Source organism: Pseudomonas fakonensis (genome assembly GCF_019139895.1).
GTDB lineage: Bacteria > Pseudomonadota > Gammaproteobacteria > Pseudomonadales > Pseudomonadaceae > Aquipseudomonas > Aquipseudomonas fakonensis.
In genome coordinates this window covers 4,627,642-4,641,151 of record NZ_CP077076.1, presented here as the reverse complement: position 1 = coordinate 4,641,151, position 13,510 = coordinate 4,627,642, and the positions used below count along the sequence as shown (strand labels likewise).

Genomic DNA, 13,510 nt, shown 5'->3' with positions numbered 1-13,510 from the left:
CACTGTCGACGGCCCGGCGGGCCGCGCTGCACCGATCAAAGGATCAAGGGTAGCGAAATAAGCCGCGAAGGGGAATGCTCCGCCCGCCTGCTTCGCTTGTGCAAGGCCGATGCCCCCAGTACCATTACCGCTCTCTTTTTCCGGCAGGAGCAGTTACATGATTGCGGGCAGTATGGTGGCGTTGGTCACACCCATGGATGCACAAGGGCGTCTGGACTGGGGCAGCCTCGACAAACTTGTAGACTTCCACCTGGAAAACGGCACCCACGCGATCGTCGCTGTCGGCACCACCGGTGAGTCCGCCACTCTGGATGTAGAAGAGCATATCCTGGTCATCAAGCACGTGGTCGAGCGGGTCAAGCACAGCAAAAACCCCATCCCGGTGATCGCCGGTACCGGTGCCAACTCCACTGCCGAAGCCGTGCACCTGACGCAAAACGCCAAGAATGCCGGCGCCGATGCCTGCCTGCTGGTAGTGCCTTACTACAACAAGCCGACGCAAGAAGGCCTGTACCAGCACTTCAAGCACATCGCCGAAGCCGTCGACATCCCGCAAATTTTGTATAACGTGCCCGGCCGCACCTCCTGCGACATGCAGGCCGACACCGTGATCCGCCTGTCGAAGGTCAAGAACATCATCGGCATCAAGGAAGCCACCGGCGACCTGGTGCGCGCCAAGGCCATCCTCGACGGCGTCGACAGCGACTTCATCGTCATGTCCGGCGACGACCCAACTGCAGTCGAACTGATCCTGATGGGCGGCAAGGGCAATATTTCGGTCACCGCCAACGTCGCCCCGCGCGAAATGGCCGACCTGTGCGAGGCCGCCCTGGCGGGCGATGCCGAGAAGGCCCGCGCAATCAACGAAAAACTCATGCCACTGCACAAAGACCTGTTCTGCGAAGCCAACCCGATCCCGGTGAAGTGGGCGCTCGTTGAAATGGGCCTGATGCACAAGGGCATCCGCCTGCCGCTGACCTGGCTGAGCGAAAGCTGCCACGACAAAGTCCGTACTGCCTTGCGCCAGTCCGGCGTACTGGTTTAATCGAGGAAGTACACCGCATGAAGCGACTGGCTGGTCTTTCCACCCTTGCCCTGATCATCTCCAGCACCAGCGGTTGCGGCTGGCTGTGGGGTGAGGACGGCTATTTCCGCGACCGCGGCAGCGACTATCTGGAGGCGCGCCCGACCGCCCCGATGCAGCTGCCGCCGGACGCTACCAACGTCAAGCGTCTTGACCCGCTGCTGCCGATCCCGCGTAACGTCGCCAGCGACAACGCCACCGGCGAGTTCGAGGTGCCGCGTCCGCAGCCGCTGTCGGCCACCGCCGATGTCAGCGACTTCACCCTGCAGCGCAGCGGCAGCAGCCGCTGGGTGCTGGCCCAGCGCGCCCCGGCCGAAGTCTGGCCGGTGACTCACCAGTTCTTCGAGGATAACGGCTTCCGTATCGCCGAAGAGCGCCCGCAAACCGGCGAATTCACCACCACCTGGCAGCGTTTCGACGAGCTGTCGGCCTCGCTCGGCCAACGCCTGGCCAGCGCCTCCAGCAGCCAGGACAGCGAAGTGCGCGTCCGTGTGCGCATGGAGCCCGGCGTGCAGCGCAACACCTCCGAAGTGTACGTGGTCAGCGTCGAGCGCCCGGCTGGCAGCAGCACCGAGCCTGACTTCCCGTCCACCTCGAGCAATGCCGGCGCCGACGCGCTGCTGGTCGACGAAATGCTCGCCAGCATGAACCGCAACGCCGAGAAGGGCGGTTCGGTATCGCTGCTGGCCGCGCGCGATTTCGACGCACCAAGCCAGGTCAGCCTGAGCGAGGACGGCAGCGGCAACCCGGTGCTGTACCTGGGGTCGGATCTGGACCGCGCCTGGTCCGGCGTCGGCCGCGCCCTGGAGCAGGGCGAATGGCGGGTCGAGGATATCAACCGCAGCCTGGGCCTGTACTACATCAACCTGTCCGAAAAGCCCGACGACAAGCAGAAGGAGCCTGGCTTCTTCAGCCGCCTGTTCGGCAGCGAGCCGACCAAGGAAGAGCGTGAAGCCCGTGCCGAGCGTTACCAGGTACGCCTGAGCAAGGTGGGTGAAAACGTTCAGGTGACTGTCGAGAAGAACATCAACACCGTGGCCCCGGCCGATGTCGCCCGCCGCGTGCTGAGCGCCATCCAGGACCGCCTGGGTTAAGTGCGCTTCGCGGTTCTTGGAAGCGGTAGCCAGGGAAACGGCACGCTGATCGCCAGTGGTGGCACTTTCATCCTGGTCGACTGCGGCTTTTCGCTACGTGAAACCGAGCGGCGCCTGGCGCTGCTCGGGGTGTCGGCGGCGCAACTGAGCGCAGTGCTGGTGACCCACGAACATGCCGACCACGTGCATGGGGTAGGGTTGCTCGCCCGCCGCTACAATGTACCGGTCTACATGAGCCAGGGCACCCTGCGCGGCTTGCGCAAGCCGGTGGAGGTGGCCGGGTTCATCGGTTGCGGCGACTTGTTGCAGGTCGGCGAGCTGCAAGTCAGCGCCGCCCGGGTCGAGCACGATGCCTTCGAACCGCTGCAGTACGTGATCAGCGATGGTCGCCGGCGTTTCGGCATGCTCACCGACCTTGGCAGCTACGACTCGCGGCTGCTCGAGCGCTACCAGGGGCTCGATGCGCTGTTGATCGAAGCCAACCACTGCCGCGACCTGCTTGCCCGCGGCCACTACCCGCGCTTTCTCAAGCTGCGGGTCGGTGGCAGCCAGGGCCATTTGAACAACCACCAGGCCGCGAACCTGGTGGCCGAGCTGGGCTGGAACAACCTGCAGCACCTGGTGCTGGCCCACCTCAGCAGCAAGAACAACCTGCCACAACTGGCGCTGCAGTGCTTCGTCGATACCCTCGGGTGCGACCCAGCCTGGCTCCAGGTGGCCAATCAGGACCATGGGCTCGACTGGCGCCACATCGCCTAGCCCACCAACTCAGCAAGCGGAGCCCATCATGGAAAAACGCGACGAACTCTACCGCGGCAAGGCCAAATCGGTTTACAAGACCGACGACGCCGACCGCCTGATCCTGCTGTTCCGCAACGACACCTCGGCGTTCGACGGCAAGCGCATCGAACAGCTCGACCGCAAGGGCATGGTGAACAACAAGTTCAATGCCTTCATCATGCAAAAGCTCGAAGAAGCCGGCGTGCCGACCCAGTTCGACAAGCTGCTGGGCGACAACGAGTGCCTGGTGAAGAAGCTCGACATGATCCCGGTCGAGTGCGTGGTGCGTAACTATGCCGCCGGCAGCCTGGTCAAGCGCCTGGGTGTGGAAGAGGGCATCAAGCTCGAGCCTTCGACCTTCGAGCTGTTCCTGAAGAACGACGAGAAGGGCGACCCCTTCATCAACGAATCCCACGTGGTTGCCTTCGGCTGGGGCACCGCCGAGCAGTTGGTCGAGATGAAGAAGCTGTCGCTGAAGGTCAACGAAGTGCTGAGCAAGCTTTTCGATGACGCCGGCCTGCTGCTGGTCGACTTCAAGCTGGAGTTCGGCGTATTCCACGGCCAGATCGTGCTGGGCGACGAGTTCAGCCCGGACGGCTGCCGCCTGTGGGACAAAGAGACCCGCAAGAAGATGGACAAGGACCGCTTCCGCCAGGGCCTGGGCGACGTGATCGAGGCCTACGAAGAAGTGGCCAAGCGCCTGGGCGTGCCGCTGTAACCGGCGCGTTCACGCAAGCGACTGATACCACGCGAATTTTTTTCAAAAAAAGTTTGCCAAAAGCGAAAACGCTGGTATGATTCGCGCCACTGGAGAGATGCCGGAGTGGTCGAACGGGACGGATTCGAAATCCGTTGTACTGGCAACAGTACCTAGGGTTCAAATCCCTATCTCTCCGCCATACATGCGAAAGCCCCTGGAAACGAAAGTTTTCAGGGGCTTTTTGCATTTTGCCGCCAGAGGCGGCGGCGTTTCGAAAGCGCATCTTTCAGTAGCTTCAGGCAGCGCTGCTGCAACAGCACACGACTGAGCAGAATGGCTTGTAGGTTGCCGTCATATACGGTGCTTTGCTAGCTGGTCTGTTCAGCGGGCGCCAGGTATTTCAGATTTACCGTGGAGCCACGTAATGACCCTGCCCAGATCGATGCAAAGACGGTGACCTGTGGCGTCAAACACAATCCTCGGCTGATCGTCTGGTGCTTATTTCGACACGAGGGCGCAGACCCGTTGCAGTCTTTTCTGATGGCAGATCGCGGGGGTTTCGATGTATCCTCGCGCGCAAATTTGACTTGAGGATGATCGATGGCTAGCAAGGATGGGCTTGTGGCAGTCGTTGATGCAGAGCGCCTACTGCCAGGGATTCATGGTTTACGAGGGGTTGCCGCGCTGGCAGTGGTTCTGTATCACTTGGCCCTCATTGGAAAAGTCGCAGTCCCTGCAGGCTTCGGGTTTATCATTCGAGACTTTGGTCTTTCTGTACACTTGTTCTTTATACTCAGTGCGTTTTCACTGATGCATTCTACCCTTGGCCGGATTGAGCGCACCGGGTGGCTAAATGATTATTTTATCCGGCGTTTCTTTCGTATAGCCCCGCTGTTTTATTGCGTACTGACTTTCGAACTGCTCCGTCAAATACAGGGTGGAGGATTGTCGGTTGGTTTTGACAAGATCGTTACCAACTTATCCTTCACCTTCGGGCTTGTTCCTTTTACCGAAATCGTCTGGGGAGGGTGGTCGGTAGGCGTAGAAATGCTGTTCTATGTCGTGTTCCCCGTGATTGTTCTGTGCAGCAAGTCTCAGCGATCGGCGCTGGCCTGGTTGTTGATCAGCGTTGTTGTATCCTACAGCGTCAGGTCGTTGATGCACGCGGAGCATCTCAAAGGTCCCGTTACTCGATGGGATTGGTCCTATTTTGCGTTTGTGCCGAATTTCTGCTTTTTCATCATGGGCTGTTTTGCCTATCGCCTGAGTCGTGGTCTGGGTCGCGAAGCGTCCAAGGCTAAAACCATCTTGTCACTTGCCACGATCGCGCTGCTGCTGGCGCTTGTGGTGGGAGGCATAGGAAAATACTTCAAAGGTGCTGGCCGGCTGGACATCATTGTTTGGGGTGTAGCGTTCATGATGCTATGCGTCTGGCAGTCCGTATGGCCTAGTCGGTGGTTAGCCAATAAGTACCTGGAGTACTTTGGTGAGCGAAGCTTTAGTATGTATTTGCTTCATCCCATTGTCATGTACTACATGAAGGACTCTCTTGCGAAGATTTACGCGGCGTCCGCTGTGTATCTAGGCGGATATGCCTATTTCTTTTGCGCTATCGTTGTACTGGCGGTGCTGTTGGTTTTGGTAGAGATAACCTATCGGTTGATTGAAATCCCTGGCATCAATCTGGGGAAAAAAATCATCGCGAAGAAGCGCATGGTTGATTTGGAAAAACCTGGCGCAACGGAGACTGCCTAGCGACCGCTCCCTGCGGGCTACCTGGCATTAGGTCATTGTAGAAACTGGGGCGTGTATCAGCAGGCACCTGCTGGTGTACATACCTGGCGAGTTAAAATCGCCGGTGCCCCCGCAACGGCTATAGCGCTCAGGCATTGGCTCGAAGTCTCTCGTGTTGGCACTCAAGGCGCCGCACTTGGATTTCCCCCTCGTTTTCCGTATCATCCCCGCGCCATCAGAGTGATGGCGGATCATGGACTTAAAGGATTTTTATGAAAAAGCTGATCAAGGCTACTGTAGCCGTTGCTGTCGTTTCGGGTGTTGCCCTGCTGTCCGGTTGCACTGGCCAAGTGTACAACCAGCCTAAGAACTGCTCGTACGACTACCTGTTCCACCCAGCAGTTTCCATCTCCAAGATCATCGGCGGCTGCGGCCCGATCGATAAACTGCCTCAGCAGCAGTAATCTTGGCGATACCCCGATCAGGCCTGTAGTGGCTTGATCCAAGACCCCCGGCCATGGATGTGGCCGGGGGTTTTTGTTTATGGGCAGGCCTTCATGTGAATACGATGAGTTTGCGCTGCCTGTGCGGGCCTCATCGCCGGCAAGCCGACTCCTACAGGTGCAGCGCAGGTTTGAAGGCTAAGCGATCCCTTTGGCAGCTCAAACCTTGAACTGCGCCACCATGCCATTCAACTCCACTGCCAAGCGCGACAAGTCCTGCGCCGCAGCGTTGGTCTGGTTGGCCCCGGCCGAGGTCTGCATGGCCAGGTCGCGGATGTTCACCAGGTTGCGGTCCACTTCCCGCGCCACTTGCGCCTGTTGCTCCGACGCACTGGCAATCACCAGGTTGCGTTCGTTGATCGAGGCGATGGCTTCGGCGATCACTTCCAGCGCCTGGCCGGCACCCTGGGCCACCTGCAGGGTGCCGCTGGCACGGCCCTGGCTGCTGTGCATGGCGCTGACCGCACGCTCGGTGCCGGTCTGGATGCCGCCGATCATCTGCTCGATCTCGGCGGTAGACTGCTGGGTGCGGTGGGCCAGGGCGCGTACCTCGTCGGCGACCACCGCGAAACCACGGCCGGCCTCACCGGCGCGGGCAGCCTCGATGGCGGCGTTCAGCGCCAGCAGGTTGGTCTGCCCGGCGATCGAGCCGATCACATCGAGCACCCGGCTGATTTCATTGGCGCTGCTGGCCAGCTGTTCGATCTCCCGCGAGGTGCCGGTCACGTCATCCACCAGGTGCTGCAGCGAGCTCAGCGCCTGCTGGACCTGGTCGCGGCCATCGCGAGTAGTGCGGTCGGCGCCGCTGGAGGCGTCGGCGGTGCTGACGGCGTTGCTGGCCACTTCTTCAACTGCGGCGGTCATCTGGTTCACCGCCGTGGCCGCCTGGTCGATCTCGGCGCTTTGCTGGTGCAGGCCGTGGCTGGTGTCCTCGGTGACCCGGTGCAGCTCTTCGGAGGCCGAGGCCAGTTGGTCGGACGAGGCGCCGATGCGGCGGATGGTCTCGCGCAGGTTCTGCTGCATCTGGCTCAAGGCGCGCAGCAGCAGGGCCGGCTCGTCACGGCCGTGCACCTGAATATCGCGGGTCAGGTCGCCGCTGGCCACCCGCTCGGCTACCACCACTGCCTCGGCCAGCGGGCGGACAATACTGCGGGTGAGCAGGGTGGCGATCAGGATCAGCGCCACGGCGATCACCGCCAGGGCCAGGGTAGTCACCTTGAACGCCTCCTGCGCCGCATAGTCCGTGCGCTCGGTGGCGGCGAAGGCGCCCTTGCTGTTGAACGCGATCAAGGTGTTCATCGCTGCCATCATGCGTTCGGCCCGCTCGCTCAGGGCGCTGGCGGCCAGTTGCCTGGCCTGGTCGGAAGTGTCTGCCTTCAGGCTGGCAACTATTTCGCGCTGCACCAGCAGGTAGTCGTGGTAGGCGCCGGTGAAGGCGTCGAAGCGCGCGCGGCCCTCGGTGGTGATCACCGTACGCTCGTAAGCCTGTATATCGTGGTCCAGACTGGCGTCGACCTGCTCCAGCGCTGCCAGCTGACGGGCCCGCTCACCCGGCTCGGCCTGCACCACGCTGGCGAGCAACAAGATACGCGCGCGACCCAGGTTGGTACTGACATCCCCCAGCGACACCACCGCCGGCATCCAGCCAGTGCGCACATCCTCCGAGGCTTCGTTCATCCGCTGGGTTTCGTACAGCGACAGCAGTCCCATTGCCAGTACGAACACCCCCAACAGGGCGAACAGGCCTGCGGCGCGCTGGCCGATCTTCAGGTTCCTCAACTGCATGTATTGCTCCATCGAAGGCTAGGCAAGCACCGCTGATGGTAAAGGCACTGGGTTGCCTGGTACGCGTCGCGGTGCGGGTTCAAGGCTGTTTTCGCCTTGTTAGACAATTTGTCTACAGAAATAATTGCACAGTGCCATTGCCCTGCCTAGCCACCCAAACCCATTGAATTTTAAAAGTAGACAATATGTATACATGAGACGGAGAATGGCAAACCTGCGCACTTCAAGGTCAGGGCGCTGCTAGCGCCGAGATGCTGTGCAGGCATGTCCAAGGCTGCGCGCCCCCTTGCTTGCAGGGCGCCACCAGGGCAAGGGAGGGCGGGGCAACCCGCGTCGCCACGGACTGCACAATCGAATGCGCCGCGTGAAGGCGGCGTTGGCAAGAGCACTGGAGTCAATAATAAATGCATAAGATCACTTCACTTCCCGGCGACGATTCTCGCCCTGGCTGGTACCACACCAGCCCCATGCGCCAGCCTCGCCCGGGCCTTGCCGGCAACAGGCAGGCGCGCTGGACCATCGTCGGCGCCGGCCTCACCGGGCTTGCCGCCGCGCGCCAGCTGGCGCTGAATTTCCCCGACCAGGAAATCGTGCTGGTGGAGGCGCAGGAAGTGGGCTTCGGTTCGTCCGGGCGTAACGCAGGCTTTGCCATCGACGTGCCCCACGACATCGGCGCCAAGGACTACATCGGTGACGTCAGCACCGCGCTGAAAGTGCTCAAGCTCAACACCCTGGGCCAGGACTACCTGCGCGAGATCATTGCCGCCCACGGCATCGACTGCCAGATGTCCGAGTCCGGCAAGTACCAGGCTGCCGTTGGCGACAAGGGCATCGCCATTCTCGAGGCCTACCGTTCGGGCCTTGAGAAGATCGGCCGCGCCACCAGCATGATCGACGAGAAGGACTTGCCAGAGCACATCGGCACTTCCTACTACAAGAAGGCGCTGCACATTCCCGGCACCCTGCTGCTGCAGCCCTCGGCGCTGGTCAAGGGCCTGGCCGACAGCCTGCCGGCCAACGTCACCCTGTACGAGAACACTGCCATCACTGCGCTGGAGCAGGGCGACAAGATCACCTTGGTGCACGGGCGTGGCAGCATCGTCACCGACAAGCTGATCCTGGCCAACAACGGCTTTGCCTCGCACTTCGGTTTCCTGCAAAGCCGCCTGCTGCCGACCTTCCTGTACGCAAGCCTGAGCCGCCAGCTCACCGCTGAAGAGCAGGCCCGCCTGGGCGGGCAGGGCGTGTGGGGAGTGATCCCGGCGCACCCGTTCGGCAGCACCGTGCGCCGCACCGTCGACAACCGCATCCTCATTCGCAACAGCTTCAACTTCTACCCCGACGGCCGCCCGCGGGCGAACATGCTGCAGCGCCATTTGCCGACCCACCGCAAGTCGTTCGAGCGGCGCTTCCCGATGCTCGACGGGGTCGACTTCGAATACACCTGGAGTGGCGCCATCTGCCTGTCCGAGAACCACGAAGGCTTTTTCGGTCAGCTTGCCCCCAACGTGTACGGCGCCCTGTGCTGCAACGGCCTGGGCATCACCCGCGGCACCGCCACTGGCAAGTTGCTGGCTGACTGGCTGGCCGGCCAGCGCAACGAACACATCGACTTCCTGCTGGCATCCCCCGGCCCAAGCAAGACCCCGCCGCAGCCGTTCTTGTCGATCGGCGTCAACTCGGTGCTCAAGTGGGGCCAGTTCCGCGCCGGCCGCGAAGTCTGATTTTCAGTTTCCATCCAGAGACGGGCAGGCCACTGCCCGTCGCACGCACCCAAGGTAATTCATGAGTTCCCCCGCACAACACGTCTCGATCGATGACGTGCAGATCAACCGTTTCCATCAATTGCTCACCCTGCGTACCGGCCTTGGCTGGGTCATGGTCGGCTATATCCTCAGCATCATCGGCGTGGCCACTCTGGGCATGTCGGCCTCCTTGCAGATGTCCGGCTTCTGGCAGGGCATGGTCGCCGCCATGGCACTGCTCGGGGTGTTCGCCGGCGGCTTTTTCGGTGGCTGGCTGACCGACCGAATGGGCCGGCAGAAGCTGTACTTCGCCGCCCCGGCCATCGTGCTGGTGACTTCCATCGCGATGCTCTGGGTGCAGGATGGCCTGACCCTGTCGATCCTGCGCCTGCTGTGCGGCCTGGCCGTGGGCATCGAGTACACCGCCGCCGGTTCACTGCTGACCGAATTCATTCCGCAAAAGTCCCGTGGTTCGCGCCTGTCGCTGTTGACCGTGCTGTGGTTCGTCGGCGCAGCGCTGGCCTACATCGCCGGCAACTTCATGCTTGCCGGTGGCGACAGCGAAGCCTGGCGCACGGTGATGGCAAGCCCCGCGCTGATCGGTGCGCTGTTGCTGGTGGCGCGCCTGGGCACCCCCGAGTCACCGCGCTGGCTGCTGAGCAAGGGCCGCCGGCAGGAGGCCGAAGCGGTCATCCGCCAGGTCTACGGCCCGTCGTTCTCGCTGCGCAACATCACCGAGGACAGCGCCGCAGGCCCGGCCATGAGCTTTATCGACGCCCTGCGCGCCGGTTACGGCAAGCGGATCTTCTTCGTGGTGATGTTCTGGGCCTGCGCGGTGATTCCGTTGTTCGCCGTGTACGCCTTCGTGCCCAAGCTGTTCAGCGCGCTCAAGCTCACCGGCAACCTGGCGGCATTCGGCTCGGTGGGCATCACCCTGATGATGGTGCTCGGCTGCTGCATCGCCACCTGGCTGATCAACCATCTGGGGCGGCGCACCATTCTCATCCACAGCTTCCTGTGGTCGGGGCTGTCGCTGTTGGGCCTGGCGCTGTTCCCGGATGCCGAGGGCTGGCTGGTGCTGAGCCTGTTCGGCGCCTATGGCCTGTTCATCGGCGGCGCCCAGGTGCTGGAGTTCGTCTACCCCAACGAGCTGTTCCCCACCGAAATTCGCGCCTTCGCCGTGGGCATGGGCGCGTCGCTGGCGGCGTTCAGCTCGGCCATCGGCACCTGGCTGGTGCCGATTTCGCTGGAGCGGTTCGGCATTGGCAGCACGCTGCTGGCGGCCACGCTGATCACAATGCTGGGCCTGGCGGTGGCGATCCTGTTGGCACCGGAAACCCGTTCGATGAGCCTGCAGGAAGCGGCGTCCCTGTAATACTTGCCCTCTGTAGGAGCCGGCTTGCCGGCGATGAGGCCGGCCCTGGCGACACACCTCTGAATACTGTGTCGAAGCAACCGGCCCTATCGCCGGCAAGCCGGCTCCTACAGGTATCGCGCAGGCCTGAAGGTTGGCCTTACCAACGCAGCGACACAGTACCCAGCAGCGTGCGCTCTTCACCCCAGTAGCAACGCCCGGCGTTGTTGCAGCCGGCCACGTACTCCTGGTTGAACAGGTTGCGTGCATTGACCTCCACCGACCAGTGCTCGTCGATGTCGTAGCCCACCTTGGCATCCACCAGGGTGACGTCACCGGTATCGAGCTTGCCGTAGAGGGTGGCCGGGGTATAGGCGAAGGTGCTGTCGAAGTGGCGCACGCCGGCACCCACCTGCAGCCCCTTGAGCAGGCCATCGCGCCAGCGGTAGGTGCTCCACACCGAAGCCTGGTTGCGCGGCACGCCAGTCATCTGGTGGCCTTCGTACAGCGAGCCCGCCACGTCCTTGGTGATGCGCGAATCGGTGTAGGTGTAGGCCGCGGTCAGGTTGAGGTTTTCAGTCAGGTCGCTGTTGAGTTCAAGTTCCACACCCTTGGCGCGGCTCGCGCCGATCTGGCGGTAGTCGCCCACGGTCGAGTCGAACAGCACGTCGTCCTTCTTGCGCAGGTCGTACACCGACGCGGTAAAGGCGGTGTTCCAGCCCTTGGGCTCGTACTTGATGCCCACTTCGTACTGTTCGCTGGTGGTCGGGTCCAGTGCGCCGCTCTTGGCCTCGGTCTGCTGGGTGGGGGCAAAGGCGGTGGAGTAGCTGAAGTACGGCGACAGGCCGTTTTCGAACTGGTACATCACCCCGGTCTGCCAGGTGAAATCGCTGTCCCAGCTGTCCATGTCGGCCACGGCGTTGCTGGTGCCGGCCTTGTTGCGGAACTGGCTGTTGACCCGGTCCAGGCGCCCGCCGAGCAGCAGCACCCACTGGTCGACCTTGGTCTGCCATTGGCCGTACAGGCCGTACATGGTCTGTTCGAGCAGGGCGTTCTGCACGTGCACCGGCGTGGTCGGTACGCCGTTCCAGACCGGGTTGAAGACGTTGGTGGCGCCGCCGCCGCCGGCGTACCAGTCCTGGCTGAACGAGGTGCGGTCCAGGCTCGCCCCCACCAGCACGGTGTGTTCGAGCGCGCCGCTGTCGAAGTGGCCTTCGAACTGGTTGTCCAGCGAGTAGGCGATGGACTTGTTGTAGCGGTCGTAGGCGGTGTTGAACAGCGTGGTGCCGAAGCCGCCGCCGTTCAGGTTGCCGGGCCAGATCTCCTGGCGGTCGATGCGCGACTGCAGGTAGCGCGAGTTCTGACGGAACTGCCAGGTGTCGTTGAAACGATGACTGAACTCGTAGCCCAGGCTCCAGGTTTCGCGCTCGAAATTGTCCCAGTCAGGGTTGCCCGACAGCTGGTCCTTGTCGATCTTGCCGTTGGGGTTGTGCAGCAGGGTGCCGGCGGCGGGGTGGCCCAGCTCCATCAAGGTGCGGTCGCGCTGGTAGGTGGCCAGCAGGGTCAGGCTGTTGAAGTCATCGAAGTTAAAGGTCAGCGACGGCGCGATGTACAGGCGATCGTCCGGCTGATGGTCGATCTGTGTGTCGGACTTGCGCCCCATCATCACCAGGCGCCCGAGGATATTGCCCTCGTCGGTCAGCGGGCCGGATACATCCACCCCCAGCTGGCGACGGTTGTGCGAGCCATAGCTCAGTTGCACCTCGCCGCGGGCCTCGGCGGTGGGCCGCTTGCTGACCAGGTTGACCACGCCACCTGGGGCGTTTTCACCGTACAGGATCGAGGTCGGGCCGCGGAACACTTCCACCCGCTCCAGGCCATAGGGTTCGCTGCTGGTGTCGTAGCGGTTGCCCTGCACGCGCAGGCCGTCGCGCAACAGGCCGTAGCCGTAGTCGGTGGCATTGAAGCCGCGGATGAAGAACAGGTCGCCGGCCTGGCCGTCACCGCCGGCAAACGGCGGCGAGAAAATGCCCGGTACATAGCCCAATACTTCGGTGAGGGTTTGCGACTGCTGGTCGTCCATGCGCTGGCGGGTCACCACCGACACCGAGCGCGGTGTCTCGGCCAGGGCGGTGTCGGTTTTGCTCGCGGTGTTGCTGGCCACCGCGCGGTAGCCCGTGTCGCTCTGGCCGTTGGCGGTCAGCACGGCGGCGTTGATCGCGGTGGCATCCAGTTGCAGCGCGCCGCCCTCGGCGAGCGGTTGCAGCACGAAGCCGGCGCTACCTTGCGGTACTGCCTGCAGGCCGCTGCCCTGCAGCAGGCGGGCCAGGCCCTGGGCCACGCTGTAGCGGCCTTGCAGGCCCGGGCTGGTCTTGCCTGCGGCCAATTCGTTGCTGCCGGCCAGGTAGATGCCGGCCTGGCCGCTGAACTGGTTGAGGGCCGCGGCCAGCGTGCCGGGGGCGATGTCGAAGTTCAGCTCGGTGCTGACGGCCTGCTCGGCGTGGGCCGCAGTTGCCGGCAGCAGCGGCGCGGCGGCGCAGAGGGTGAGCGGCGCGGCGAGCGCCAGACGAAGCGCGGGGTGGAAAGGCGTCGGCATGCGGGTCCCTGGAATCGATACGGTAGGTTGAGGTGGCTTGCCAGGGGTAAACCGGACGAGATTGAAAAAAGGGAACTGCGGTTGCAGGTTTTTTTGCAGGGCGGCCTCGGGGGCCGCTTTGCGGCCCATCGCGAC

10 protein-coding genes and 1 tRNA gene are annotated in these 13,510 nt (G+C 62.8%); 9 read left to right on the top strand and 2 right to left on the bottom strand.

The genetic code is table 11. The features are described from left to right. The first annotated feature begins 157 nt into the window (after nt 1–157). The 7 genes from dapA (at nt 158) to KSS94_RS20350 (ending at nt 5,856) form a co-directional block, all read left to right on the top strand. Nucleotides 158–1,045: a 4-hydroxy-tetrahydrodipicolinate synthase gene (gene dapA / locus KSS94_RS20380; RefSeq protein WP_217839872.1), complete on the top strand. Its 888-nt coding sequence runs from the start codon at nt 158–160 to the stop codon at nt 1,043–1,045. Nucleotides 1,046–1,062: 17 nt separating this feature from the next. Then, on the top strand, nt 1,063–2,178 hold the full coding sequence (bamC, locus tag KSS94_RS20375) for an NlpB/DapX family lipoprotein (RefSeq protein ID WP_217839871.1): 1,116 nt from the start codon (nt 1,063–1,065) through the stop codon (nt 2,176–2,178). Then, complete coding sequence (locus KSS94_RS20370; RefSeq protein WP_217839870.1) at nt 2,179–2,937, top strand: MBL fold metallo-hydrolase; 759 nt, start codon at nt 2,179–2,181, stop codon at nt 2,935–2,937. 28 nt (nt 2,938–2,965) lie between these two features. Continuing rightward, nucleotides 2,966–3,676 carry a phosphoribosylaminoimidazolesuccinocarboxamide synthase gene (gene purC, locus KSS94_RS20365; protein ID WP_011535129.1) on the top strand — a complete coding sequence of 237 codons (711 nt, stop codon included), beginning with the start codon at nt 2,966–2,968 and terminating at the stop codon, nt 3,674–3,676. A 91-nt stretch (nt 3,677–3,767) separates the two neighbouring features. Continuing rightward, nucleotides 3,768–3,857 (top strand) — tRNA-Ser (locus tag KSS94_RS20360). A 401-nt stretch (nt 3,858–4,258) separates the two neighbouring features. Continuing rightward, nucleotides 4,259–5,413, top strand: coding sequence for an acyltransferase family protein (locus KSS94_RS20355; protein ID WP_217839869.1), 1,155 nt, complete (start codon nt 4,259–4,261; stop codon nt 5,411–5,413). A 251-nt stretch (nt 5,414–5,664) separates the two neighbouring features. Continuing rightward, nucleotides 5,665–5,856, top strand: coding sequence for a DUF4223 family protein (locus KSS94_RS20350; protein ID WP_138218418.1), 192 nt, complete (start codon nt 5,665–5,667; stop codon nt 5,854–5,856). A 198-nt stretch (nt 5,857–6,054) separates the two neighbouring features. Here the strand turns inward: KSS94_RS20350 and KSS94_RS20345 are convergent, their stop codons facing one another. Continuing rightward, nucleotides 6,055–7,680 (bottom strand): methyl-accepting chemotaxis protein, encoded by a 1,626-nt coding sequence (locus KSS94_RS20345; RefSeq protein WP_217839868.1) that lies wholly within the window; start codon nt 7,678–7,680, stop codon nt 6,055–6,057. Nucleotides 7,681–8,084: 404 nt separating this feature from the next. Here KSS94_RS20345 and KSS94_RS20340 point away from each other — a divergent pair, with 404 nt between their 5' ends. Together KSS94_RS20340 and KSS94_RS20335 are read left to right on the top strand one after the other, a co-directional pair. Continuing rightward, nucleotides 8,085–9,404, top strand: a complete 1,320-nt coding sequence (locus tag KSS94_RS20340) for an NAD(P)/FAD-dependent oxidoreductase (protein WP_217839867.1) — start codon at nt 8,085–8,087, stop codon at nt 9,402–9,404. A gap of 61 nt (nt 9,405–9,465) precedes the next feature. Beyond that, nucleotides 9,466–10,800, top strand: a complete 1,335-nt coding sequence (locus tag KSS94_RS20335) for an MFS transporter (protein ID WP_217839866.1) — start codon at nt 9,466–9,468, stop codon at nt 10,798–10,800. A gap of 139 nt (nt 10,801–10,939) precedes the next feature. Here the strand turns inward: KSS94_RS20335 and KSS94_RS20330 are convergent, their stop codons facing one another. Next, nucleotides 10,940–13,375 carry a TonB-dependent siderophore receptor gene (locus KSS94_RS20330; protein WP_217839865.1) on the bottom strand — a complete coding sequence of 812 codons (2,436 nt, stop codon included), beginning with the start codon at nt 13,373–13,375 and terminating at the stop codon, nt 10,940–10,942. Nucleotides 13,376–13,510: the final 135 nt, after the last annotated feature.